Genomic DNA, 22244 nt, shown 5'->3' with positions numbered 1-22244 from the left:
TTGAATAAAAAAACAGTTTAATTATAGCATAGTTTGTGAATTTTTGAAAGGAGAAAGAGATGATGAAAAAATTATTTGCTTGGTTGTTTGCTAAGCCAAAGAAGATTGAGCGGTTTGAGGAGGTCGTCCCTCGGCCAACTTGGGAGGAAAATGCTAGACGATATGACGCTTTTCATGCTGGTATGCGATTCAGACTGGACGGGAAGTATGGCGATGATTGAGTTGGTCTTTGTCTTTAATGGCAGTCGGCAGGTCGGTCTTGGGTCTTATGAAACAGGAGATGAGGCTGTTGCTGCTTTGAAAGAGCATGTTAGGGTCAATTCGGCTATTACTCAGCCAGTGTATCACAAAAGCATGAGTGGCGGTCAGATTAGGATTGATTATGGTGCTAGGGATTGTTATTACTTGTTGAAAGAAAAGGAAGAACAGAAAGGGGAGTGAGTGAGATTGCAGAGGTAGGAAAATATCGGTTTGTTAAACTGTTCGAGGTCATGTTGGAGCATGAGGAACTCTTGACGCTATCGTTTTATGCCAGGGGCTTGCATAGTATCTTGTATGATAGGTTGCAGCTGGCAAGGCGTTATGAGGAGCGTTATCAGGATAAGGACGGTGAGTTTTTTGTAGAGGTTTCGGCAGAAACCATGTGTCGTTGGCTAGGGATTTCTAAGCCAACCTTGATTAAAGTGAAAAAAGAATTGATTGATGCTGGCCTTTTGGTTGAGAAAAAAGGCGGGTTTAATAAGCCAAATCGGTTATACCCTCAATCGTTAGCAAGTGTGGTCAACCTGACAGGGGCAGAGGAGTTTGGGCTGTTCGATGGTAAAGATGACTCACAGGTAGGGGTGGTATTGGAGTCCACTCGTGAGCATGGAGATGCATTAATTGGTGATGATAAAGGGGTAAAAAATCTTAATGGGGTAAAGAAATTTAATGATGTGGGTAAAAATTCTTTACCCACAGGGTTAAAAAACTTTACGACTGGTGGTAAAAATTCTTTACTTCCAGAGGTAAAAAATCTTTACCCTAACCAGACTATATACCAGACTAATCATCAGACTATTAACCAGACATACTTACAGACTAGGGAGAGTGTGTCGGTTGGTCGGTATTATCAGGAACGTGTGGGTGTTTTGGATGGTGTCCAGTACGAGCAGTTGATGGATTTTGTCAGTCAGGACGAGATGAGCGAGGAAGTGCTTTGCTTGGCGATTGACCTGGCAGCTGACAAGGGGAAGCGGAGCTTTAAGTACCTTTTGGGCATCTTGAGAAATTGGCGGCAGGCGGGTATCAAGACGGTTGGAGATGTGATGGCTCGTGAAACAGAGCGAAAAGCACAGCAATCGTCACCGTCAGCTATTCCAACTTGGTCACAGCCTGGCTATAAGGCTAAGACCTACGATGACCTGTTGACAGAAGTGGAGGAGATTGATGATGACGCAGACGCTTTTTAAGGCCTATAATGAGTTTTTGAAAAAACGCTATGGTCGGTCAGCCAGCAAGGAAACCTACGAAAACTTTATCGGGTATTGTCGGCGAGGTGTGATGGAAAATGGTGTTAAGCCAATCCTGAATCCTGTCAACCTCTACGCATTTGGTTGTGGGATTAGTTCAGCTGAGGCAGTTGACTTATTATTTGAAAAGGCGGTGGCGGATGGATAATTGGGATTTTGATTATGATAGCTGGAAGTTGACGCCACCTGATGATTACTGGGGCGAAGAAGGAGAACAAGAAGAAAACGAGGATGAAGCCTATGATAGATGGCGAGATGACCAGATCACTGGTTAGGGAATTGTTGGAGAGCATTGATGATTGGCGAAATCGTTACATGGACCTTGGCTACGAGCTGGGGGAAATCATCAATGAACAGCAAGATGTGATTGTGGCACAAGCCGAGCGGATTAAGCGTTTGGAGCGTGCTAATTGGAATTTGAAGAAAAATAAAAGGAGAAAAAGATGACGAATAAGACGACTGAATTAACACAGGTAAAAGGTGGTTATTTAACTGATTTACAAAAGCTTGACGGGGCAACTCTTAGAAACTTTGTAGACCCTAAACACCAAGCAAGTCCGCAGGAACTACAGACTTTACTGGCTATCGTGAAGAATAGGAACTTAAACCCATTTACCAAAGAGGTCTATTTTATCAAATATGGTAATAATCCTGCCCAGATTGTGGTATCAAAAGATGCCTTTATGAAACGGGCTGAACAAAACCCTAATTATGACGGCTTTGAGAGCGGAGTCATCTATGAAGATGAAAAGGGAGAACTCAAAAATAAAAAAGGGATTATCTTACCAAAGGGGTCTAAGCTAATTGGGGGCTGGTGTGAGGTCTACCGTAAGGATCGGACACGTCCGGTCTATCGTGAAGTGGAATTGTCGGCTTATAACACAGGTAAGAATTGGTGGCAGAAAGCACCGGGACAAATGATTGAAAAGGTAGCGATTGTGGCAGCAGTCAGAGATAGTTTTTCAGAAGATGTTGGTGGGCTTTATACTTCAGATGAGATGGAGCAGGCAACACCGATTGATGTCACTCCTCAAGAAACACAGGAAGAGGTTCGAGCTCGTAAGATGGCTCAAATTGAACAGATGAAACAGGAACAAGCTCGGAAACAAGCAGAGTTGGCTAATACGAGCTATGCAGCTGAGGAAATCCCTAGTTTTGAAGATGAAGCAGTGCAGGGAGAGTTGCTTGATGGAGAATTAGAATACTAGGAGGACACCATGCAGGAATTACAGGTAAAAATAACACAAGCACAGGTTGAAATTATTGACCGTGAGCAATTTGAGAAAAATATTAGTGATGTAGTTGCCAAGTATGAAAATTATACAGTGACGGCTGCAACTATCAAGGGTGATAAGCAGGTACTGGCTGACTTACGCAAACTCAAGAAACAGATTTCTGATGAGCGTATCAAAGCCAAAAAGGAACTCTCAAAACCAGCTGATGAGATTGACGGATATATCAAACAAGCAAGTAAGCCACTTGATGACATGATTGACAAGATTGCGGCTGATGTTAAAGCCTTTGAAGACCATCAAAAAGCGGTCCGTTTGGACACTGTTAAGAGTTATTTAGCCAATAAATCTTCGGAGTATCTGATTGACCCTCGTATTTTTGATGGAAAAGCTCTTGAGTATATTAAGGCCTCTGACTTTATGGCTGATGGAGTGACCTTAAAGAAAGTCACAATGAAATCTCTTGATGATATGGTGACTTTTGAATATCAAAAGCAACAGGAGTATGAAAAAGCCAAGTCTGCTATTTCAGGACAATGTGCTGAGTATGGAATGACAGACCAGCCTTATATCCGCATGCTAAAAGATTTGAGCTTGGTCGATGTTTTGGAGCAGATTAAGTCAGACTATCTTTTTGAAAAAGAAAAGCAGAAAGCAGAACGTGCTCGACTTGAGCGTGAGAGACTGCTAGAAGAACAGCGACAAAAGGAACGAGCACAAGTCCAACATAGCCAAAATCAGCCACAAGTTGACCCAGAGACAGGCGAAATTTTGGACGGAGGGCAATTATCCCACACTGAACAAGAAAAGCTTACAGGGGATGAAAATGAGCCTAAAAAATACACTCAGAAAATGACCCTTGAGGTGTATTTAGAAAATACAGCTGACAAAGACCGCTTTAAGGCAACGCTTGAACAGGCGGGATTTGAACATAAGAAAAATTATCAGGTCAGCGGTTATCAACGTATAGAGCCGTTAACCCAGACGGAACTTAGTGAACTGTGTGGTTGGTAAACAATAAACAAGCCGGGTATCCTTGTAAAACTGCGTACTAGAAAAGGTGTCAGTTTATCGGCTGTGTGGCTGATGAATGATATAAGGAATGGCGACTGCCTGTATTTAGCCAAACTCACATCATGGCAGTCGCATTTTTTGAAGAGAACAGATGAAATTAGTGTTAAATATCGAGCCTAAACCCCAGAGTAGACCTCGTTTTACTCGTCATGGTCGAGCCTTTGAAGATAGGGCAATGAAGCGTTGGCGACAAGGTTGTACGAGGTTGATTAGGAAAAATTACACGGGTCAGCTTTTGGTAAATCCTGTAAAAATCAAGGTGATTTTCTATATTGAGGCACCTCAGTACATCAGACGGATGAAGTATGTGGAGGAAGAACTGCGACAGGAGAGGATTTATTGTGCCAAGCGACCTGATTTGGACAATTATATCAAGGCACTTTATTCAGGAATACTTAGAAGTTATTAACCGTAAAGTAAATACTATAGTTTATATCCCTGATAGTAAGGATGGAAAGGAGTAATTATGGAATGGATTGAAATTAAGACAAGACCACTTACTGATGAGGAGGAAGAGTTATACCCCTTTGCTGATTTTATGTTTGATTGTCCAGTGCCAGATGTATTTGAAAATGTCCTTGTTACACTTGGTGATGGACGCATAGAAGTTGATATGTTCGATGATTATGGTTATAGTGGGGTTGATTTTTCTGAATATGGCGGTATTGTTATCGCATGGAAGCCATTACCAAAACCATTTAGAAAGGAGACTTAAATGGGCTTATTGACACTATTGGTTAAGGCAATCAAACGGTTTTTCATGGCTTGTCGGCATGATTATGAGCTGGTCCGTGAGGCGGGTAAGCCAGTGGGCTATCGGTGCAAGAAGTGTGCTAACAGGTTGCCTTATGTACGGCCAGAGGATTTGTTAGAATAGGAGGACGATGATGGAGTTGCGGATTAGAGAGCTATGGCAAGAGTTGGGGATTAGCCTGGCTCAGATGAGCCGAATGACAGGGATTTCTAAGCGGACCTTGGAGAATTATGTTTATAGTGGGGTCATGCCACCTTTGCAGAATATTGAGCGGATTGCAGCGACTTATGAGGTCAATCCAGCCTGGTTGGTGGGTTGGACTTGTCATAGGAGCCTTGCTCAATCAGAGCAGATTGAAGACGAGCAAGTCCGCCTGCCGCCTTACTGGAATAATGACCATGAGGGGCGGTTGATTTGCTGGAAGTAGGATATAAAAATAAGGCTTGTAGCCTTATTCAAAAATGAAGTTGTAAAGTTGGACGACTTGAGCAAAGGCAAAGTCATCTAGTGTGGTAATTTTTTCAGCTCGTCTGGCTCGATAGTCAAAGGTGTGGAGTTGAAAAGGGTTGACATAGCCATCAACTTTATCGGAATCAACAGGCACGAGTAGTCCCTTTGCTTTTAATTTTGGTTGACCGTGGGTAATGGGACAGACAGCGATAAAACCCGTTTGTTTATTGTAGTTGTCGCTGGAAATAACGAGAGCTGGTCTGCGTTTTTGAATTTCTCGACCAGCAGAAGGGTCAAAATCCAGCCAGATGATGTCTTGTTTTTGAGGAATATAGCTATTCATGGTCAAGTAGTGCTACTCCCCCAAAATCATCTGTCATGGTTAAATCGTCACTGCCATTGAAAGGGTTGGGAATTTTGGGAACCAGTATGATGACATCGTTTCGTCCTTTTTCAATGAGAAACTCCTGTCCTGTTGTGATACCGAGGTCTTTAGGTAGGGTTACAGTAATGGAGTTGCCTACTTTTCGAGTTTTTACAAGGTTCATTAGCGTTACCTCTCTTTCTGTGTATACAAGTATACACCGAGTAGGGCGAAAAAGCAAGAAAAAAGTCAGCACGCCTGTCCTGACTAGCATCTATTTCCTAAAATGATTATACCACAGAAAGGGCGACCAGATGACTTTTTTTCCAGAGATTGATGTTGAAAAAACCAAGGCTAACGCCAAGCGGAAGTTGGAGGAGTATAGATGTTGGCGAGAAGTAGCCAATGATGAGCATGAGCAACGCATTACTCAGGTTCTATCATTTATGCCGAGAACTACGGGTAGCCGTCCTAATCAAGTAGTTGAGACTTTGGTGGTTAATAAGGTATCGGCTGAGCAGGAGATTGAGGCGATAGAGAGGGGATTTAATAAAATACTTAGTGAGAGGCATCGTTATATTTTATTGCATAAGCACTTATTGAATGAGGTTGAGTATGATTATGTGATTTATGGGGATTTGGGTTACGAGAGTGCTAGGTACTATGAGTTATTGGAGGAGGCTTATCTGTCTTTTGCAAATACTTATCGGAGTGGGATTTTACTGGTCTATAAATCATAGACAGACCGTAGATTGTAAGGTTTTTTCAGTGGTAAAATGGTAGTATCGAATAAGAAGGCAAGGCTGTGGTCTTGTCTTTTACTTTTTTACAAAACGACGAAAAGGGAGGGAGGATGTGCCAAAATCAAGGAATGAGAAGTCAATCAAGGCTGAAGAATTGTATCGTCAAGGCTGGAAACTGGTTGATATTGCTGAGAAGTTGGGCATTCCCTCTGGTACGGTTCGGCGGTGGAAAAGTAACTATAAGTGGGATGGTCAAAGCGAACGCTCGGATAAATCCAAAGCGAACGTTCGCAAAAGAGGTGGGCAACCCAATAACAAAAATGCAACTGGACCGCCTGGCAATACACATGCGGTCAAGCATGGTTTATTTTCAAAATACTTGCCCCAGTCGGTGCTGGATATAGTCGGCGAGTTGGAAGAAAAGCAACCTATTGATATTCTCTGGGAAAATATCACCTTGACCTACGCCAATCTCTTACATGCTCAGCGTATTTTATTTGTCGAGGATAAGGCAGATGGTAATGTCTATGTTACCAGTGAGGGTGAAGGTGGGACAGGCTACGAACATCAGACGGCTTGGGATAAGCAGGGGCGGGCTTTTGCGGCTCTTGCAAGGATACAGAGCGAATTGCGTCAGATGATTAAGACTTATGATGAGCTGACACGGTCTAGCCTGGTAACGGAAGAGCAACGCCTGAGAATTGATAGTATCAAGGCTAAGTTAGGTAACGATAGTGTCAACCGTACGGAGTCAGCCTTAGATGAATACTTTGACAAATTGGAGGATAATATCAATGGGGCTGAATAGGCTATACCATGACAAACAAATCAGCATTCTCAAACGGGCTCTTCATGAGGACTGGTACATGATGATTAACCATGGAGCGGTCCGTGCAGGTAAGACCCAGCTGGACAATGACCTGTTTTTCCTAGAGTTACGCAGGGCCAAGAAGAATGCGATGAAAGATGGAGTTGAGACTCCCATGTATATTCTAGGGGCGACCAGTGGTGGGACCCTACAAACCAATATCTTGCGAGAGTTGTCGGATAAATACGGAATTGACTTCAAGTTTGACAAGCATGGGAATTTCATGTTGTTTGGTGTTTATGTGGTCACTACCTTTACAGGGTCGATTGCAGGACTTCGTTCTATTCGTGGGATGACGGCTTACGGGGCTTATATCAACGAGGCGACCTTGGCCAATAAAGAGGTCTTTGATGAAATCCGTAAGCGGTGTTCAGGTTCTGGGGCTAGAATTATCTGTGACACCAACCCAGACCACCCTAATCACTGGTTGAAGGTGGATTATATTGACAAGGCAGATGGTAAGAGTATTATTGCCAATCATTTCACGGTCTTTGACAATACCTTTCTCAATCAACGCTATATTGACAATCTCATTGCGACAACACCTAGTGGCATGTTTACCGAACGTGGGATTTACGGCCGTTGGGTTAGTGGTGAAGGAGCGGTCTATCGTGAGTTTACAAAAGACATGTATATGTCTAGTCAATCTTTGCCAGTGGCAGAATTGGTTGGTTATTATGCGGGGGTGGACTGGGGTTATGACCACTATGGTGCAATCGTTGTTTGTGGAGAGACTTCTGACGGTAGTGTTTACTTGCTTGAAGAACATTCAGCACGTCACCAGGAGATTGAGTATTGGGTTGCTGTTGCCAAGGATGTGAAACAACGTTATGGTAATATTCCTTTCTATGCTGACTCTGCTCGTCCTGAGCATGTGGCACGTTTTAGGCGTGAGCGGTTAAATTGTATTAACGGGAATAAGTCTATCTTGTCAGGTATTGAGCAAGTGGCTTTGCTGATGAAGCAGGGTCGTTTTTTTGTTTGTCAGGACAAGGTCGCTAGATTTAAGGACGAAGTCTATCAGTATGTGTGGAATGAGAAGACTGGTCAACCAGACAAGCATGATGATGACGTATTGGACGCTCTACGGTATGCGATTTATACGCATTATGTGGTCCGTCATGGTTCAACGACAAAAGAGCGATTGGCCAATGCCAGCTATTATTTTGGGAGGTAAGACATGAAAACTGTTGAGTTTTTGAAAGGTCCTCGCTTTAACCAACGAGCCAATGACCACTATGTGATGATGGAGGAAGATTTTTTGCTCGTTGATTATGCCTCCGAGGACTGGATTGAACAACTTCAGCATTATGTGGCAAGGCATAAGCAGGAACAAGTTGGTCGTTTGCAGGAGCTGATGCGGTATTTTAAGGGGGATAATAATATCAAGTATCGGGCAGCTAAGACAGATGATACAGAGGCGGATAATCGTATTTCGAGTGATTTTGCTAAGTATATTACGATTTTTGAGCAGGGCTATATGTTGGGCAATCCTGTGGAGTATAAAAATGATGACGGTCAGTTACAGGACTTAATCAAGGATTTTTCCAAGCGAAACAATGAGAAAAGGCACAACATTTCTCTCAAAAAAGACCTTTGTGTCTATGGTAGGGCCTATGAATTGTTGACAGTGACCAAGACTGGCTCGGTGGTCTGGGTTAAGCTCTATAAATTATCGCCTGAGCAGACGTTTGTTATCTATGATGACAGTTATGAAAGGCACTCGTTGATGGGAGTTAACTATTATGAGCTAGATTATGGCCAGAGTAAGCGAAAAACAGTCATCAAGGTCTATACTGTGGATAAGATTTATACTTATGATTGGTTATCTACCCAAGGGGATAAGATGGCTCTGCGAGAGGTGGAGGACCACTTTTTTAATGGGGTGCCAATCAATGAATATGCTAACAATGAGGAGCGTCTAGGGTCTTATGAATCTGTCCTAGATAATATTGACGCTTATGATTTGTCGCAGTCGGAGTTAGCCAATTTTCAACAGAATAGTAATGAGGCGATTTTGTTGATTAAAGGGAATGCCTATACTGGTGCAGATGAGGAAGATTTTTTAGCAGATGGGCGAATCAATCCTAATGGTCGGTTGGGGATTTCCTTGGCCTACAAGCGGGCTAAAATGTTAATCTTGGATGACAACCCTAATCAAGATGGTGTCGAGCCAGATGCCTCCTACTTGGTAAAATCTTATGATAGTCAAGGGGCAGAAGCCTATAAGCAACGCTTGGTCAATGACATTTTACGCTTTACCTTTACACCAGATACCCTCGATAGCAATTTTGCAGGTGTTCAGTCTGGGGAATCCATGAAGTACAAGATGATGGCTAGCGATAATTACCGTGAGCAGCAAGAGGATTTGTTTGAGGCAGGGCTGATGCGTCGCTTACGGTTGGCAGTCAATATCTGGTCAATTAAGGGGACAGAAGCGACTAATTATGAGCAAATCAACGAGACCTCAGTTGTCTTTACACCGAATAAACCGCAGAACCAGAGTGAGTTGGCAACCACGGTCAAGAATTTGTATGGTATCGTTAGTGATCAGACGGTGTTTGAGTTGTTGAGTTTAGTGACGGGGGTTGATGCCTTGGCAGAAATGAACCGTCTCAAGCAGGAGAAAGGGGACGAGGATAAGGGGGGAGAGCCTTCATCACGTTTTGGCGAGGTAATAGCTCATGACCAAGAAGAAACAAGCCCATCTTGATTATTGGCGTGCTCGTAGTGAAGCGATTTTTCGTTATGTAGATCAGACGGATTTGGATGTTTTTGCTGAATTATCCAAACTCTACACGGAGCAGGCGGTAGCCATGCAGAAGGACCTTTACCAGTTTGTCTTGACTTATGCCGAAAACGGTCAAATGAGCTATCGGGAAGCTTTGGAGCGTTTGCGAAAGGTGGATTTGTCAGACTATCAAGAAAATGCTAAGCGTTATTTTGAGCAGGCTAAGGAAGAAAAAGACCTAGAACTCTTGGAGCGACTGAATGAGCAGTATGTTGCTGCGAGGGCTAATCGAATGGACTTGCTTCATCTGGAGATGACTTATCGGCTCGGTAGGCTGTCGAGAACTTTACAGGGGACTTTTGAAACTTATCTGAAAAAGACGGCTAAGTATGCCTACCGTAAGGCTATGGTTGGTTCTGCTAGCTTGGATGACGTCTTGTTGAAAGCTTTGGTTGAGACACCTTTTGACGGCCAAAATTATTCTCAGCAATTATGGGCTAATACGGATAAGCTAGCTAAGGACTTGCGGGACGTTTTGAAGTGTGGTTTTATCCGTGGAGATAGTGTCAAAACGATGGCCCAAGACATTGCCAACAAGTATAACATCGCTCGTAGTAGGGCTCAGACCTTGATACGGACTGATGGAACAGCCATTGTTAATCGTGCTGCCATTCAGCGTTACAAGGACGCAGGCTTGACTTATTACCGTGACAGTGTCCATTTGGATGAGAGGACGACAGCTATTTGTCGAGAGGTCGCTAGAAAAAACGAGCTGAAACGGATTGACGAGATGGTCATCGGTGTCAACGCTGCACCCTATCACTACAACTGTCGAACGGCGGTTATACCAGAGGTGGATGAGAGTGATGAAAGACTTGATAATACAAGTGATAAGGTGTATAATGAAACTATGAAAAGTAGCGGAGCAGTCTATGGTGCTTGGAATGATAGGAATGACCCTTATAGTAAAGAACGTGACCGACACGCTGAGATGTACTATGAGCAGGTCAGAAATCGTGATAAGACACTTGAAATTGCTCGTGTTGCTCGTAATAGTAGTTTTTCACAGTCTGAGATAGAAAAAATTTATAATCATGTATTTATAAATGAGTATAACTTGCATGGTGGCATACAACGATTTGACCCGAGCTACGACATGGCTGAAAGTTGGAGACGACTGTCTGAGTTGGCTGGTAAAAATATACAATCTCATGATATAATCATGTTGCACCATGAACTTGGAGAGTATTTGTTAATGCAGAGCGGTCTAAGTTATGAGGAGGCTCATGCTAAAATTAATCAAGATTATAATTATTATGAGGCTCTCAAAGCATGGCAGAGGAAACGAGGTGATTTGTAATGATGATTTTACTGGAGAAAATTCAAAACTCTAAAAGTGTTGGTTATTTCTACACGCCAGAAAATTATCCTGGACCTGGAATGATTGAAATCGATACCAAGACTGGAGAAGTTGAGATTGTTGAGTTATCTGCTTATGATAAGAAAGATGATTACCCTTATTTTGCGAACAAAGCTCGTGGCATTGTTAAGAGACTTTGGGATAGTGGCGAGATGCCAGACAAAAAATTTGTAGCTTATGGTTAGTGAAAATTTAATTGATAAACAGGTTATTTTCTAAGACTTGGATTACACTGAGACTCATAGGCTTGTAAATCAACAGTACAATTATGATGAGGCTGACAAACATGGGAAAAATTGATAATCAGATGATTGTTTTATGCAAAGTGGAAGAAAATAGTAATATCCGTCGTTATTCTGCAGTCAGTGGAGAATGTACAGGGGTAGCTACTGTTGTTAAAAATGACCTAAATTATCAATATGAGGGGGATGATTTGGGAAAATTTACTAATTTTGTAAAAGATACTTTGATTAGAAGTGTTCAACTAGATAAACAATTGCCTGAAAAAATAGTCCATGGATTTGGTTAAAGACTAAGCACCTAGAGCAATCTAAGTAAAGAGAAACGAAAGAAGTGACTTTTCTATGAATACGATTTGGGTGCCAGTATTTGAAGATTTAATCAATAAAAAAGAGCCTATTTTGAGTCCGTTTGACGGGGTTACTCCTTTAAAATTTGCTTATATGAGATTTGGAGAATTTGCAACTCTATTTATATGGGATGATGTCAATAAGAAAAAAGGAATTTTTAGTCGCATTAGAATTCCAGAAAATATTGAAGAGATTCCAACTCAGAATGGTTTTTTATCTGGTTATGAACTTGTTTCTAGTGTCTAGTATAATTACGGTAGATATAAACTGAAATGAGGTGGACATTATGACCGAATTAGAATGTCAAGAGTTAGAAACTCTGAGAGAACGTACATGGTGTTTAGTATGAAGAACGTCGGTTATACCGGAGGTGGATGAGAGTGATGAAAGACTTGATAATACAAGTGATAAGGTGTATAATGAAGATGTGAATGGTTTGAAGAGAAATAAAAATCCTAACAAACGTCGACCTGTTCCAATTGTTAGACAAAATAGATTAACTAGATTATTTAGAGAGCGTGGCGGGAAAGTTTGGCAAGATGAAGAAGCTTTTGCTTATCTTGATTTACAAGGGGCTGATGCGATTTGTTTGGGGCAAGATATAATTGTTTTGCAGAGAAAACCAATTATATCTGAGATATTGGAGGAACTTTACCATGCAGACCAACATTTTCGTGGAGAGATAGATACGAATAGTAGAGAGAGTGTTGTTTTAGCAGAAATTGCAACTCAGCAGTATTTATTATCTGTTACCGAAGAATATGGTATACCAAAGTCGGAAGTAAAACAAACTCAAAAAGCATTGAAGGCTTATCAGAAAGAATTGGAGGGATTAAGAAATGAAAAATAGAATTATTTCAACTTATCCACTTAAATCGTTGGGATTACTATCAATTACTGTTGAGAATCCTGATTTTAGTCATTCAAAGCCTGAAGGTAAGATTATGATTGGAGATAAACAATACACTTTTCATAATATTGTTATGGGAAGAGGAGTTCAAAGATTAGATACTTTTACTGTGGAATATACTGAAGATAACTTGATTGATAAACAGGTTATTTTCTAGCACTTAGATAAACTCTAAGTGCTTTTTTCATTCTATATAGTGATGAAAGGTGCAAAGAACTTTCTGATTATAATTTAAGCTAACCGTATGGTATTCCATGCGGTTTTTGTTTGCCTAAACTGTGCTGATGGCGTTAAAAGCTGGACTGTGTCGTTGCCGAACGTAAAACGAGATTATCGAGTGGCGACGTAATCGCTAGGAGGACAGTGATGTCAGAAGAACTTAAAACTGTGGATGTGGTGGATGCTCAAGAGACAGTCGACACTCAGGGAGCAGCTGAAACACCGACAGAAGAAAAGCAGGAACGGACCTTTACTCGGTCAGATTTGCGGAAGATGATTTCTGCGGAGCGTGCTAAGTGGGAGGCTGAACAAGCAGATGCCCTTGAAGCGGCTAAGAGTGAGGGAGAACGTTTGGCTAAGTTGTCCAAAGACCAACGTGCCAAAGAGGAACAGGACAAGCGTTTGGCAGAGATTGTAGAGCGTGAGCAGGCGATTGCTGCTAAGGAATTGCGTTTGGAAACTCGTGGTATTCTGGCTGAGGAGGGCTTGCCAGTGGCCTTTTTAGATATTGTCTTAGCAGATACTGCAGAAGCTGTTAAGGATAATATCGCTACCTTACGACAGGTCTTTGATGAAGAGGTTGAAAAGCGAGTGACAGACCGTTTGACACAAAAGGCCCCTCGTCAGGGAAATACTGGCACTGGGTTGACCAAGGCCGATATTATGGCTGTGGTTGATGATGAAGAACGTCAGCGGTTAATTGCTGAGAACATGCATTTATTTAGGTAAAGGAGAATGATATGGTTGCTGAAACTAATTTGAATACAATGACAGACTTGGGAGATATTAAGAGTATTGATTTTGTCAATCGTTTTTCCAAGAATATTGATGATTTGCTAAAGCTGTTGGGAGTTACTCGTCGGGAGAAACTTTCTCAGGATTTAAAAATTAAAACTTATAAATGGGCGGTACAATTGGACGATACTAATGTGGGTGAGGGCGAGCTGATTCCACTGTCTAAGGTCACTCGCACACCTGACCAAGAATATACAGTGTCTTGGTTTAAGAAACGTCGTGCCACAACTGCTGAGGCGATTGCTCGTCATGGAGCCTCTAAGGCGATTACAGAGTCAGATAATCGCTTGATTCGTGAAATTCAAAACAACATCAAGGAGGAGTTCTTTGCCTTCCTCAAGAAAAAACCGACCAAGGTCAAGGGTGCTGGCTTGCAAAAGGCCCTAGCTGAATCTTGGGCTAAGTTGTCCACCTTTAATGAGTTTGAGGGGTCGCCGATTGTTTCCTTTGTTAGTCCTTTGGATGTGGCCACTTATCTGGGCGATACTAAGGTTTTGGCTGATGCCAGCAATGTGTTTGGTTTTACCTTGTTGAAAAACTTCCTTGGCTTGACCAATGTCATTGTCATGCCATCTGTGCCAAAAGGTAAAATTTATTCTACGGCTGTTGAAAACATCGTTTTTGCTAATCTAGATGTGAAAGCGTCTGATTTAGGCGGTTTGTTTGCTGATTTTACTGATGAGACAGGTTTGATTGCAGCTACTCGTTCTCGTCAAATCTCCAATCTGACTTATGAATCAGTTTTCTTTGGGGCTAATGTCCTTTTTGCTGAGATTCCTGAAGGGGTTGTCGAAGCGACGATTGAAGCTGTGGCAAGTCCTGCTGCTGGTTAGAAAGGAGCTACGCTTGATGAATGAAGATAAGCTATTGGAAGAAGTCAAATTATTTGTCTTTGGTAGATTAGAGGATACGGAACAGGATTCTTTAATTCGCTTGGCCATTACGGAGAGCATTGAGCGTATTCTTTCTAAATTGAATGATTATAGTGAAGAAGAAATTTTGGCTATCCCAAGCAGTTTGACCTTTGTCGTTCGTGATGTGGCCATTAAGCGATTTAATCGCTTAAATTCAGAAGGCAGCAGTAGTGATAGTGAAGAAGGTCGGTCTTTTGTTTGGGAGCGTTACCTAGACGAGTATGAGACAACCTTGCGGCGGGTGGCTCAAGGTCAGCACTACACGGGTAAGGGGCGAGCACGGTTTATTTAGGAGGGATGAGATGATTTATAAGGATAGGGTCATTTTAATCCAAACGAAAGAAGTGGCAGACTACCTAGATACACGCTTGGTCAAGGAAGAGTCCTCGCCTGTGCCGTGTATGGCAAGCCCTTTAACTGGTCAGGAACAGATGGGGCTATTTGGCCAGTATCGACTGGATAGTTTTAAGCTCCATTTACAGGGGCATTATCCCAATATTGCTGAAATTAGGTATGCTGGTCAGACGAGAAAGGTTGCTGGTGTGAAACATCATCGGCATAGCACGGTGATTTATGTATGAGTATTCGATTTAAGGTCCGTGGTGTGAATCAGATGGTTAATCTGGCTAAAATGAAGGGCAGGCAAGCTCAACAAGCAACGGATAAAGAACTTGAGCGGTCTTCTATCAGGATTGAAAAAGGGGCTAAAACTAGGGCCCCTGTTGATACCGGTCAACTGAAAAAGACAATTTTTCAGGGGCAGGCAGGTGCTTTGACCTATAAGGTGGTTGCTCCAGTTCATTATGCGATTTACTTGGAAAAAGGAACTCGGAAGATGGGAGCGAAACCTTTCTTGCGACCTGCCTTGGAAGAAGAAAGACCAAGATTATTGGCCAGATTGAAACAGATTTATGGGAAGTAGGGGGTTGAGATGAGTTATTCTCCAATGACGAGATACTTGAAAAGCTTAAAAGATAAGTTGGCAATCTTAGGGCTACCAATCTATTTCAAATTGCCAGATGTTAGCGTCTCAGAGCCTTTCCTTGTCATTGGGGCTAATTCATCAGATACTAGTCAGACGGCTCAGACAGGTCCTATGATTGAGGTTGTGACGATATCTGTGGATGTTTTTCTCTCTAATGTCAGTCGGACAGAGGCCGAAGAGATGAAGTCTCGGGCTATTCGAGTTTTGGGACGGTCTAGGAAGATTTTTGCCAATGTGATTTTAGATGATAGTGTTGGGCGAGAGGTTTACCATATCGCTCTTACGATTTCAGATATAATTTATTAAAAAGGAGAAGATTAAATGGGAATTGAAGTAACCAAAGGTAAGCCAATTGTTGGCGGTAAGATTTTTTATTTTATTCAGTCGGTAGATGCAGCTGTGGGAAGTAATGCCCTTTTGCCAGCTTATCGTACAGATGGGACAACAACCATGGGTGGGGAATACCTAGATGAGCAGACCCAGCAGGGGCGTTTGCTTGAGAAATCAACAGATGAGCATTCGATTGACTTGGCGACTTATTTTGCTCCTCAGGATCCATCGATTCAGGTCATCAAAGAAGCGTCAAAATCTGGTAAGAGTATCAAGATTTGGCGAGTGGTGGCTGATGAAGCGGTTAAGACTAAGAATGAGCAACAAAAGGATGTTTATCCTGCTGAATTTGGTTATGCCAAAGTCAATGAACTGGAATTTGATGAAGGGATTGGCGATTTTGTTAGAGTGTCTTATACGGCTGGAGTAGTTGGTAAGTTGCAGGAAGGTAAGTTCCCTCTGACGGCGGAGGAGATTGCCTTGCTGAATGATGTTTATGATTATCAAAACCCAGGGGAGACAACTGGCGATTACGATAACATTCGTACGTCATAATGAGAGAAGAAGTGGCAAAATGCCACTTCTATTTTTTAGAAAAGAGGAGAAATAGATGGAATTTAAGGTTAAAAATAAACTAGTTGAGATTACATTTGATTATCGTACCATGTTTAAGGTAGATAAGAAGTTGGCGACGACGAATGCTCAGACAGGCGACTCAAACAATGATGGTGTGGGTAACTTGTTCAATAAGATTCTAAATCAAGATGATTCAGGCTTGGTTGATTTGATTGTCCTGTGTGCTGGTAAGAGCTTGGTTAAGGGCGTGTCAGAGGACGATGCTATTTCTGCTATTGAAACTTGGTTGAGTGAGCATGAGGCGGAAGACACTGGCGTCTTATTTGAGGCGATTCAGCAAGAAATGGTTGATTCTGGTTTTTTCAAGCAGAAGATTTTGAAGTATATCGGCAACATGGAGCAGTCTTTGGAGTACATGCAGGCACAGACAGTGGCGAACGAGGAGCGAGAATTACAAGTCAAGGCCGTCGAAGGTCTTATTGGCAAGATGAAAAGCGTGCTATCTTAACGGAGTGTGCAAGGTTAGGCTTGACAGACCTTGAGGTTATCTATGCCTGCAATAAGTGGGAGTTAGATGCTATCCTTGAGGGATTGCATTATCGTCAGGTGGATGAGTCAGAGCGTTTGGTTGAGTTGGCTCTTAATCTTCGCTACACACTGAATGCCAAGACGATTAAGGTCAGCAAGTTAAGTAAGGATAGACTCAAGGCTAAAATCAAGCAGGCCTTTCAAACTCAGTCTGGTCACAAGGGCTCAACTGCTAGTAGCTTTGTGGAGAAAATTCAGCGGTTGAATGCCCATTTTCAAAATAAGTAGGAGATAAAGAAAGGAGGATGTCATGGCACAGTTTGATGGGTCGATTTTTGCCTATGTGGGAGCTGATATCAAAGATTATCAGCGAGCTATGGACGAGGTAGCTAGTGTGACTCAACGTGGCTTTCAGAAGGCTCAAGACGCGGCAGTTAATAGTACGAATGGTTTGATTCGGTTGGTTGGCCAAATGATGGCTCAATTGGCTAATAATGGTCAGTCCTTGGGGCAACGATTGGGCAATGCTTGGTCCACTGGGGTCAAGCTATCCATGGGGCAATTGCAACGGGTCATGGCTTCTATCGGTGAGAAGATTCCTCAACCGCTTAAAGCTGGTTTTACTAAGGTTGTGACAACGGTTCAGAGCCTAGCTAGTAAAATCCCTCAGCCGATAAAAACAGCTATATCTAACACTGTTTCAGCCTTTGGCCAACTAGGGAATAAGGTTAAGAGTAGCCTGGGGACGGCTTTTTCAGCGATTAGTGCTAAGGCAAGTCAAGCGGCTGCGAAGATTGAACAACATTTTGCTTATAAATTAGGGTCATCGACGGCTAGGTTAGCAACTAAGTTGTCTAGCTCTTTATCAGCTGGCTTTAGTAGTCTGTCAATGAAAGCCAGTAGTGCCCTTAATGGGATTAGCCAACGGTTTTCAGGAGCTTCCAGTGCAGGGCAGAAGTTGGCTAGTACGGTAGGAAGCATTGTCAAGGCTTTTAGTTTGATGAGCTTGGCTAGTAAAGTGATTGGAGCGGTTCAGAATGCGATGGACGGTGCCATTAGTCGGGTTGATACCATGAACCGTTTCCCTAAGACTATGGCCTTATTTGGTTACTCTGCCAACCAGTCTAAGGGGGCGATTGACAAACTTTCCAAAGGAATTGAGGGGTTACCAACGCCTTTGGATAGTGCCGTTAAGAGTGCCCAGCAGTTGACTATTACAACTGGGAGCTTGGATAAGGGTGTTGATTTGGCTTTGGCTTTTAACAATGCTATGCTGGGCTACGGAGCCTCAACGGTGGATGCAGAAAATGCTCTTAGGCAGTTTAACCAGTCCTTGGGGTCAGGTAAAATGCAAGCTGAAGAGTTTAATTCTGTCAGTGAGGCGGCACCTGGTTTGATGGCCAAGATGGCTAAGTCTTTTGGCTTTGGCGAGAATGGGGTCAGTCAGCTTAAAGCAGCATTGTCTGAGGGAAAAATCACTGCCCAGCAATTTGCGGATAAGTTGATTGAGTTGAATGAGGGAGCAGATGGTTTTGCAGCAATGGCTCAAACATCGGCTGGAGGTATTCGGACAGCCTTTGGTAATCTGAAAACGGCCGTCACAAAAGGTGTGGCTGATATGATCATGAGCTTTGATGAAGCTGCTAAGGCTAATGGCTTAAAGACGATTGCCGAAAGTCTTTTGGCTTTGAAACCGATTATCAACTCAGTTTTTAGCACGATTAACTCGGTTATTCCTAATGCAGTTGCTGCCTTTGCTCGTTTGAAGAGCATGTTTAACATTGATTTGTCAGGTTTTACCAATGGTGTTAAATCTGCTATTGATTTGGTCAATCAAGCTCTGGGAGAGTTTGCTCGGTCTGGTCAGGTCACACAAGAAACCATGGATAACATCAAGGAAAAAATTAGCAACTTAGGTCCTTTAGCCGTGGCGACTTGGGCCTTGTTTAATCCATCTAGTGCCATTGCGACCGTTATGCCATTGGTCAGTTTACTAGCTAGTATGACTGACATTTTATTCGGGCTTGGTATTGGAGTTTTTTCCTTTGGGTCAGTCTTTAGCTCAGCTTTGGGTAGTCTTGGAGGTCTAGTTGGTGCCCTTGTCGCTAAAGTCAGTGGCCTTGGTGGGGTTTTTGCCAATGCGGCAAGTCTTGGTTTTTCCGTTTTATCTAGCATGACCAGTGCTATGGCTGGCGTGGTTGCTTTGGCTTTGGCTTCTATTGGTCCTGCGGCAATCCTTGGTTTGGTTTTGGCTGGTCTAGGTTTGATTAACAGTCAATTTGGTCGTCAGATTGATGCCTTGATTAACTTGGTCACCACTAGGGGGCCTCTCATCATTCAGCAACTGGTTAATGGGATTGTGAGTGGTATTCCTGCTTTAATTGCTAGTGGTACAAACTTAATCGGCAAGTTAGCGGCTGCTTTTGCCACGATGTTCCCAGTCATCGTCCAAGCTGGGGTTGCTATAATCACGTGCTTGGTGCAGGGTGTGGGGCAAAATATCGGTAGCTTAATGTCTTCAGCTATTACGATTATTGGTACCTTGGTTAATAGTTTACTGAGTGCCTTACCTCAGTTATTGATGGTAGGAATGAGCCTTATCTTGAGTTTGGTTCAGGGGATTGTGAGCAATCTGCCTCAATTGTTGACCATGGCTCAGGAGATTATCAGTCATTTTTCTAGCAATTTAGGTCAACAGTTACCGACCATTATTCAGACAGGTATTCAAATTCTCGTGACCTTAATTCAGGGAATTGTCCAGAATATTCCTCAACTGCTTGCTATTGCAACGCAAGTGATTACTGGCTTTATTCAAGGGGTAGTTAGTGCCTTGCCAATGCTTTTGCAGGGTGGCATACAGATGATTGTTAGTTTAGTTCAAGGCTTAATCAGCAACCTGCCTCAGATTGTAAGCAGTGCTTTGGAAATTGTCAATTCTTTACTTCAAGGACTAGCAACAGCTCTTCCCCAGTTAATTGCTGCTGGTTTGCAGTTGATTGCCCAGTTGGTTATCGCTCTGATTACTGGTTTACCGCAAATTATGGAAGCTGGTTGGCGATTGATTACTGGTCTTGGTCAAGCTATGCTTGAAGCTATTCCTAATGCTTTGAGCGGTGTGGTTTCGGCTGTCGGTAATTTCTTTGGTGGGATGTGGGATTTTATCACTGGCAAGACCAATGAAAGCTCCCAAAAAGTCAAGATAGAGACAACAGCTATGGCTGACCATGTGTCGATGTCAACGGCCCAGATGGCTAATCAAGCAACGACTAACACGGCTAGCCTGTCAACTGGTGTCGTCATGAACTTGTCAGGGATGCAGACGCAGGGGGCAGCTCTCGTTGATGCCTTGGCTCTCAACTCTGGTCAGTCTCTGTCCAGCATGAACCTGCAAGGGGTAGAGAATGCGAATGCGATGGCTCTTGGGGTTAACAATGCACTCTTTAGCATGGAAACGCAAGGAACAGCCTCAACGGGTGCCTTATCTAGTGGGGTGACGACTAACTTGCAGGCAGCTGAAACTAATGCGACCAATGCAGCTAATAGCATGACCAATAGTGTCAATCAGTTCACGGCTCAGATGAGTCAGCTATCTTCTGCTGATACTTCGGTTTTGTCAACCAATATTGCTAATAGCATGGCACAAGCCAGTAGCAACGCCCAATCACAAGCTGGTGCGATGGCAACGTCCATTACTACTGGTATGTCTAAAATCAATACCTCTGTCGCATCCAGTGGTAAGCGGATTTTATCAGCTTTGACCAATACTTTTAAGCAAGCGACCAGCGTGATGACTAGTGCGACACAAGCCATGAATGCGACGTTTCAGGCGGGGATGTCTCGAATCATGTCAACGGCTCAGTCCACTGGTAGTCAGGTGGTAGCGATTTTCAATGGTATTCAGGGGGCTATGGTGTCGGCGGGTCATTTTGCTGGTTCAGGTTTTGCTAGTGGCTTGGCCGGGTCAGCAGGAGCCATTTACGCTGTGGCCAATGGGATTGCTGCGACGGTTTCGGCGACCATTCGGCGGGCATTAAGTATCCATTCTCCGTCTCGGGTTACTCGAGAACTGGGTGGTTTTACTGGAGAAGGTTTCGCTCTTGGTATGGCGGATTGGTTGGTTGAGATTGATAAGCTGGGTAAGGCTTACGCAAATGCTGTGATGGACCAAAAATATGGTGCAGACAGTCAGATAACCACTAGTTCTAAGTTACAATCAGCTGGACTTTCTTCAAGTTTGGATAACTTAAGTAGTGAGGTGAAGAATTCACAACTCGCTAGCCAGACCTTTGAAGTGAAAAATGAATTGGTTGGTGAGGAAATCTACACCACCGTAAAAGAAAGGGAAGCTCGTTCTCGACAAAAGGATGAGTTTTTTGTCTATGCTTAGTGAGGGGAAGTTATGGATCTATTGTTGGAGCAAGAAAACATTAGCTGTCGTTTGACAGACTTAGGTGTCTACAATATAGTCGTTTCTGACGGTTCGCCTGTTATTGAGGTGGCTAAACGTGATGTCAAGGGTCGTCATGGTTTTATTCATGATGGTGTACGGTTTAGCCATAAATCGATAAAAGTAACGGGCCGATTGATGGTATCTAGTATCAGAGAGTTTCACCGTAAGCGAGATGAGTTAAATGGTCTGTTATTTACTGACAGGCCATTTTATATCACTAAGTTGGTTCCTTTGGTAGATAGTCTCTATCAATTTGAGTTACCTGGTCAGCGAACAGGCGATTTTCCTACAAGTCAGACCAGCAGTAATCGTCCTTGGCATTATCGTTATCTGGTCCTGATGGATAGTGAGATTGAATTTTCTTTTATTGGTCGTTCGACAGCTGGCTTGAAATATGATGTCAGACTGAGTTTTGTGACGGCTGAAAGTCCATTTGGCGAAACTGCGGCAAAGACGCAGTCCTTGTCAGGTGGTGTTTTTCCATACAAGGGAACTGCTGAGGCTAGTCAGCTAGAAACTCCTTTTGTTGTTGAGTTGGTGGCAACTGGTGGTCAGACGCATTTTTACCTAGAAATTGATGGGAGGCGGTGGACCTATGAGCATGGAGTGACTAATCAAGCTGGTGATAAGTACCTTATTTCTGCTCTTGGGACCACGTTGAATGGCAATAGTGTAACAGCTAGGACTAATTATAATTATTTTGTCATTCGACCAAATCAGCTACAAGAGATTCCTTACCGGACGGATTTTAGAGGGAGTATTCGCTTGTTGGATTTCAAAGAATTTTATAGATAAGGAGG

Annotated in this window: 35 protein-coding genes; 33 read left to right on the top strand and 2 right to left on the bottom strand. The window is 42.9% G+C overall.

Translation table 11 applies throughout. The annotated features are described in order from the left end of the window. The first annotated feature begins 59 nt into the window (after positions 1–59). From FRX57_RS07605 to FRX57_RS02870, 12 genes are all read left to right on the top strand, one after another. Positions 60–221, top strand: a complete 162-nt coding sequence (locus tag FRX57_RS07605) for a hypothetical protein (protein ID WP_186600819.1) — start codon at positions 60–62, stop codon at positions 219–221. Beyond that, a complete protein-coding gene (locus FRX57_RS02910; RefSeq protein ID WP_246100914.1) occupies positions 208–441 on the top strand; it encodes a hypothetical protein in 234 nt (77 codons plus the stop codon). The genes FRX57_RS07605 and FRX57_RS02910 overlap by 14 nt, the downstream gene beginning before the upstream one ends. Then, positions 438–1451, top strand: a complete 1014-nt coding sequence (locus FRX57_RS02905; RefSeq protein WP_146566456.1) for a DnaD domain protein — start codon at positions 438–440, stop codon at positions 1449–1451. Before FRX57_RS02910 ends, FRX57_RS02905 begins: the two co-directional genes overlap by 4 nt. Beyond that, on the top strand, positions 1432–1659 hold the full coding sequence (locus tag FRX57_RS02900) for a hypothetical protein (protein ID WP_146566721.1): 228 nt from the start codon (positions 1432–1434) through the stop codon (positions 1657–1659). The genes FRX57_RS02905 and FRX57_RS02900 overlap by 20 nt, the downstream gene beginning before the upstream one ends. Beyond that, positions 1652–1786 carry a hypothetical protein gene (locus tag FRX57_RS07795; protein ID WP_281287347.1) on the top strand — a complete coding sequence of 45 codons (135 nt, stop codon included), beginning with the start codon at positions 1652–1654 and terminating at the stop codon, positions 1784–1786. Before FRX57_RS02900 ends, FRX57_RS07795 begins: the two co-directional genes overlap by 8 nt. Next, positions 1752–1958, top strand: coding sequence for a hypothetical protein (locus FRX57_RS02895; protein ID WP_246100912.1), 207 nt, complete (start codon positions 1752–1754; stop codon positions 1956–1958). The genes FRX57_RS07795 and FRX57_RS02895 overlap by 35 nt, the downstream gene beginning before the upstream one ends. Continuing rightward, complete coding sequence (gene bet / locus FRX57_RS02890) at positions 1955–2719, top strand: phage recombination protein Bet (RefSeq protein WP_146566454.1); 765 nt, start codon at positions 1955–1957, stop codon at positions 2717–2719. The genes FRX57_RS02895 and bet overlap by 4 nt, the downstream gene beginning before the upstream one ends. Before the next feature lie 9 nt (positions 2720–2728). Next, on the top strand, positions 2729–3757 hold the full coding sequence (locus FRX57_RS02885) for a DUF1351 domain-containing protein (RefSeq protein ID WP_146566452.1): 1029 nt from the start codon (positions 2729–2731) through the stop codon (positions 3755–3757). 151 nt (positions 3758–3908) lie between these two features. After that, positions 3909–4226, top strand: coding sequence for a RusA family crossover junction endodeoxyribonuclease (locus tag FRX57_RS02880; RefSeq protein WP_146566450.1), 318 nt, complete (start codon positions 3909–3911; stop codon positions 4224–4226). Between the two features lie 57 nt (positions 4227–4283). After that, on the top strand, positions 4284–4532 hold the full coding sequence (locus FRX57_RS02875; protein WP_146566448.1) for a hypothetical protein: 249 nt from the start codon (positions 4284–4286) through the stop codon (positions 4530–4532). Further along, positions 4533–4694, top strand: coding sequence for a hypothetical protein (locus tag FRX57_RS07600; protein ID WP_186600811.1), 162 nt, complete (start codon positions 4533–4535; stop codon positions 4692–4694). It abuts the gene before it with no gap. 7 nt (positions 4695–4701) lie between these two features. Next, positions 4702–4998: a helix-turn-helix domain-containing protein gene (locus FRX57_RS02870; protein WP_146566446.1), complete on the top strand. Its 297-nt coding sequence runs from the start codon at positions 4702–4704 to the stop codon at positions 4996–4998. 24 nt (positions 4999–5022) lie between these two features. Here the strand turns inward: FRX57_RS02870 and FRX57_RS02865 are convergent, their stop codons facing one another. Next, positions 5023–5364: a type II toxin-antitoxin system PemK/MazF family toxin gene (locus FRX57_RS02865; RefSeq protein ID WP_146566444.1), complete on the bottom strand. Its 342-nt coding sequence runs from the start codon at positions 5362–5364 to the stop codon at positions 5023–5025. Then, complete coding sequence (gene mazE, locus FRX57_RS02860; RefSeq protein WP_146566442.1) at positions 5357–5569, bottom strand: type II toxin-antitoxin system PemI/MazE family antitoxin; 213 nt, start codon at positions 5567–5569, stop codon at positions 5357–5359. The genes FRX57_RS02865 and mazE overlap by 8 nt, the downstream gene beginning before the upstream one ends. A gap of 130 nt (positions 5570–5699) precedes the next feature. Between mazE and FRX57_RS02855 the strand changes: the two genes are divergently transcribed. The 21 genes from FRX57_RS02855 to FRX57_RS02755 all read left to right on the top strand — a co-directional run bounded on the left by FRX57_RS02855 (position 5700) and on the right by FRX57_RS02755 (position 22239). Next, on the top strand, positions 5700–6125 hold the full coding sequence (locus tag FRX57_RS02855; RefSeq protein ID WP_146566440.1) for an ArpU family phage packaging/lysis transcriptional regulator: 426 nt from the start codon (positions 5700–5702) through the stop codon (positions 6123–6125). 115 nt (positions 6126–6240) lie between these two features. After that, positions 6241–6936, top strand: coding sequence for a phage terminase small subunit (gene terS, locus FRX57_RS02850; RefSeq protein WP_186600810.1), 696 nt, complete (start codon positions 6241–6243; stop codon positions 6934–6936). Beyond that, a complete protein-coding gene (locus FRX57_RS02845; protein ID WP_146566435.1) occupies positions 6923–8173 on the top strand; it encodes a PBSX family phage terminase large subunit in 1251 nt (416 codons plus the stop codon). The genes terS and FRX57_RS02845 overlap by 14 nt, the downstream gene beginning before the upstream one ends. A gap of 3 nt (positions 8174–8176) precedes the next feature. Then, entirely contained in the window at positions 8177–9709 is a 1533-nt protein-coding gene (locus FRX57_RS02840) for a phage portal protein (RefSeq protein WP_146566433.1), read from the top strand. Continuing rightward, a complete protein-coding gene (locus tag FRX57_RS02835; RefSeq protein ID WP_146566431.1) occupies positions 9681–11087 on the top strand; it encodes a minor capsid protein in 1407 nt (468 codons plus the stop codon). The genes FRX57_RS02840 and FRX57_RS02835 overlap by 29 nt, the downstream gene beginning before the upstream one ends. After that, positions 11087–11332 carry a hypothetical protein gene (locus FRX57_RS02830; RefSeq protein WP_146566429.1) on the top strand — a complete coding sequence of 82 codons (246 nt, stop codon included), beginning with the start codon at positions 11087–11089 and terminating at the stop codon, positions 11330–11332. Before FRX57_RS02835 ends, FRX57_RS02830 begins: the two co-directional genes overlap by 1 nt. A 101-nt stretch (positions 11333–11433) precedes the next feature. Beyond that, positions 11434–11676: a hypothetical protein gene (locus FRX57_RS02825; RefSeq protein ID WP_146566427.1), complete on the top strand. Its 243-nt coding sequence runs from the start codon at positions 11434–11436 to the stop codon at positions 11674–11676. Positions 11677–11731: 55 nt separating this feature from the next. Beyond that, entirely contained in the window at positions 11732–11983 is a 252-nt protein-coding gene (locus FRX57_RS02820; protein ID WP_146566425.1) for a hypothetical protein, read from the top strand. Between the two features lie 166 nt (positions 11984–12149). Continuing rightward, entirely contained in the window at positions 12150–12587 is a 438-nt protein-coding gene (locus FRX57_RS02815) for a hypothetical protein (RefSeq protein WP_146566423.1), read from the top strand. Then, complete coding sequence (locus FRX57_RS02810; protein ID WP_146566421.1) at positions 12577–12804, top strand: hypothetical protein; 228 nt, start codon at positions 12577–12579, stop codon at positions 12802–12804. The genes FRX57_RS02815 and FRX57_RS02810 overlap by 11 nt, the downstream gene beginning before the upstream one ends. Positions 12805–13013: 209 nt before the next feature. Beyond that, complete coding sequence (locus FRX57_RS02805) at positions 13014–13595, top strand: DUF4355 domain-containing protein (protein ID WP_146566419.1); 582 nt, start codon at positions 13014–13016, stop codon at positions 13593–13595. 11 nt (positions 13596–13606) lie between these two features. Next, positions 13607–14494 (top strand): phage capsid protein, encoded by an 888-nt coding sequence (locus tag FRX57_RS02800; protein ID WP_146566416.1) that lies wholly within the window; start codon positions 13607–13609, stop codon positions 14492–14494. Positions 14495–14510: 16 nt separating this feature from the next. After that, entirely contained in the window at positions 14511–14867 is a 357-nt protein-coding gene (locus FRX57_RS02795; RefSeq protein ID WP_146566717.1) for a phage head-tail connector protein, read from the top strand. A 10-nt stretch (positions 14868–14877) separates the two neighbouring features. Continuing rightward, positions 14878–15156 (top strand): hypothetical protein, encoded by a 279-nt coding sequence (locus tag FRX57_RS02790; RefSeq protein ID WP_146566414.1) that lies wholly within the window; start codon positions 14878–14880, stop codon positions 15154–15156. Next, on the top strand, positions 15153–15497 hold the full coding sequence (locus FRX57_RS02785; RefSeq protein WP_146566412.1) for an HK97-gp10 family putative phage morphogenesis protein: 345 nt from the start codon (positions 15153–15155) through the stop codon (positions 15495–15497). The genes FRX57_RS02790 and FRX57_RS02785 overlap by 4 nt, the downstream gene beginning before the upstream one ends. 9 nt (positions 15498–15506) lie before the next feature. Then, positions 15507–15866: a hypothetical protein gene (locus FRX57_RS02780; RefSeq protein WP_146566410.1), complete on the top strand. Its 360-nt coding sequence runs from the start codon at positions 15507–15509 to the stop codon at positions 15864–15866. Positions 15867–15881: 15 nt separating this feature from the next. Beyond that, positions 15882–16445: a phage major tail protein, TP901-1 family gene (locus tag FRX57_RS02775; RefSeq protein WP_146566408.1), complete on the top strand. Its 564-nt coding sequence runs from the start codon at positions 15882–15884 to the stop codon at positions 16443–16445. Positions 16446–16500: 55 nt separating this feature from the next. Then, positions 16501–16974 carry a tail assembly chaperone gene (locus FRX57_RS02770; protein WP_146566406.1) on the top strand — a complete coding sequence of 158 codons (474 nt, stop codon included), beginning with the start codon at positions 16501–16503 and terminating at the stop codon, positions 16972–16974. A gap of 20 nt (positions 16975–16994) precedes the next feature. Next, positions 16995–17282: a hypothetical protein gene (locus FRX57_RS02765; protein WP_246100910.1), complete on the top strand. Its 288-nt coding sequence runs from the start codon at positions 16995–16997 to the stop codon at positions 17280–17282. 22 nt (positions 17283–17304) lie between these two features. Beyond that, positions 17305–21381: a tape measure protein gene (locus FRX57_RS02760; protein WP_146566404.1), complete on the top strand. Its 4077-nt coding sequence runs from the start codon at positions 17305–17307 to the stop codon at positions 21379–21381. A 12-nt stretch (positions 21382–21393) separates the two neighbouring features. Beyond that, entirely contained in the window at positions 21394–22239 is an 846-nt protein-coding gene (locus tag FRX57_RS02755; protein WP_146566402.1) for a phage tail domain-containing protein, read from the top strand. Positions 22240–22244 lie beyond the last annotated feature (5 nt).

It is taken from the genome of Streptococcus cuniculipharyngis (genome assembly GCF_007859195.1).
GTDB lineage: Bacteria > Bacillota > Bacilli > Lactobacillales > Streptococcaceae > Streptococcus > Streptococcus cuniculipharyngis.
Note: the sequence above shows the minus strand (reverse complement) of the source record. Positions and strands in the feature narration are given on the sequence as shown.

Excerpts from the sequence above, each read along its gene's own strand:
- FRX57_RS07605 (WP_186600819.1), top strand. The coding sequence starts at position 60 with ATGATGAAAAAATTATTTGCTTGGTTGTTTGCTAAGCCAAAGAAGATT.
- FRX57_RS02910 (WP_246100914.1), top strand. The coding sequence starts at position 208 with ATGGCGATGATTGAGTTGGTCTTTGTCTTTAATGGCAGTCGGCAGGTC.
- FRX57_RS02900 (WP_146566721.1), top strand. The coding sequence starts at position 1,432 with ATGACGCAGACGCTTTTTAAGGCCTATAATGAGTTTTTGAAAAAACGC.
- FRX57_RS07795 (WP_281287347.1), top strand. The coding sequence starts at position 1,652 with ATGGATAATTGGGATTTTGATTATGATAGCTGGAAGTTGACGCCACCT.
- FRX57_RS02895 (WP_246100912.1), top strand. The coding sequence starts at position 1,752 with ATGATAGATGGCGAGATGACCAGATCACTGGTTAGGGAATTGTTGGAG.
- bet (WP_146566454.1), top strand. The coding sequence starts at position 1,955 with ATGACGAATAAGACGACTGAATTAACACAGGTAAAAGGTGGTTATTTA.
- FRX57_RS02885 (WP_146566452.1), top strand. The coding sequence starts at position 2,729 with ATGCAGGAATTACAGGTAAAAATAACACAAGCACAGGTTGAAATTATT.
- FRX57_RS02880 (WP_146566450.1), top strand. The coding sequence starts at position 3,909 with ATGAAATTAGTGTTAAATATCGAGCCTAAACCCCAGAGTAGACCTCGT.
- FRX57_RS02875 (WP_146566448.1), top strand. The coding sequence starts at position 4,284 with ATGGAATGGATTGAAATTAAGACAAGACCACTTACTGATGAGGAGGAA.
- FRX57_RS07600 (WP_186600811.1), top strand. The coding sequence starts at position 4,533 with ATGGGCTTATTGACACTATTGGTTAAGGCAATCAAACGGTTTTTCATG.
- FRX57_RS02870 (WP_146566446.1), top strand. The coding sequence starts at position 4,702 with ATGATGGAGTTGCGGATTAGAGAGCTATGGCAAGAGTTGGGGATTAGC.
- FRX57_RS02865 (WP_146566444.1), bottom strand. The coding sequence starts at position 5,364 with ATGAATAGCTATATTCCTCAAAAACAAGACATCATCTGGCTGGATTTT.
- mazE (WP_146566442.1), bottom strand. The coding sequence starts at position 5,569 with ATGAACCTTGTAAAAACTCGAAAAGTAGGCAACTCCATTACTGTAACC.
- FRX57_RS02855 (WP_146566440.1), top strand. The coding sequence starts at position 5,700 with ATGACTTTTTTTCCAGAGATTGATGTTGAAAAAACCAAGGCTAACGCC.
- FRX57_RS02845 (WP_146566435.1), top strand. The coding sequence starts at position 6,923 with ATGGGGCTGAATAGGCTATACCATGACAAACAAATCAGCATTCTCAAA.
- FRX57_RS02840 (WP_146566433.1), top strand. The coding sequence starts at position 8,177 with ATGAAAACTGTTGAGTTTTTGAAAGGTCCTCGCTTTAACCAACGAGCC.
- FRX57_RS02835 (WP_146566431.1), top strand. The coding sequence starts at position 9,681 with ATGACCAAGAAGAAACAAGCCCATCTTGATTATTGGCGTGCTCGTAGT.
- FRX57_RS02830 (WP_146566429.1), top strand. The coding sequence starts at position 11,087 with ATGATGATTTTACTGGAGAAAATTCAAAACTCTAAAAGTGTTGGTTAT.
- FRX57_RS02825 (WP_146566427.1), top strand. The coding sequence starts at position 11,434 with ATGGGAAAAATTGATAATCAGATGATTGTTTTATGCAAAGTGGAAGAA.
- FRX57_RS02820 (WP_146566425.1), top strand. The coding sequence starts at position 11,732 with ATGAATACGATTTGGGTGCCAGTATTTGAAGATTTAATCAATAAAAAA.
- FRX57_RS02810 (WP_146566421.1), top strand. The coding sequence starts at position 12,577 with ATGAAAAATAGAATTATTTCAACTTATCCACTTAAATCGTTGGGATTA.
- FRX57_RS02805 (WP_146566419.1), top strand. The coding sequence starts at position 13,014 with ATGTCAGAAGAACTTAAAACTGTGGATGTGGTGGATGCTCAAGAGACA.
- FRX57_RS02800 (WP_146566416.1), top strand. The coding sequence starts at position 13,607 with ATGGTTGCTGAAACTAATTTGAATACAATGACAGACTTGGGAGATATT.
- FRX57_RS02795 (WP_146566717.1), top strand. The coding sequence starts at position 14,511 with ATGAATGAAGATAAGCTATTGGAAGAAGTCAAATTATTTGTCTTTGGT.
- FRX57_RS02790 (WP_146566414.1), top strand. The coding sequence starts at position 14,878 with ATGATTTATAAGGATAGGGTCATTTTAATCCAAACGAAAGAAGTGGCA.
- FRX57_RS02785 (WP_146566412.1), top strand. The coding sequence starts at position 15,153 with ATGAGTATTCGATTTAAGGTCCGTGGTGTGAATCAGATGGTTAATCTG.
- FRX57_RS02780 (WP_146566410.1), top strand. The coding sequence starts at position 15,507 with ATGAGTTATTCTCCAATGACGAGATACTTGAAAAGCTTAAAAGATAAG.
- FRX57_RS02775 (WP_146566408.1), top strand. The coding sequence starts at position 15,882 with ATGGGAATTGAAGTAACCAAAGGTAAGCCAATTGTTGGCGGTAAGATT.
- FRX57_RS02770 (WP_146566406.1), top strand. The coding sequence starts at position 16,501 with ATGGAATTTAAGGTTAAAAATAAACTAGTTGAGATTACATTTGATTAT.
- FRX57_RS02760 (WP_146566404.1), top strand. The coding sequence starts at position 17,305 with ATGGCACAGTTTGATGGGTCGATTTTTGCCTATGTGGGAGCTGATATC.
- FRX57_RS02755 (WP_146566402.1), top strand. The coding sequence starts at position 21,394 with ATGGATCTATTGTTGGAGCAAGAAAACATTAGCTGTCGTTTGACAGAC.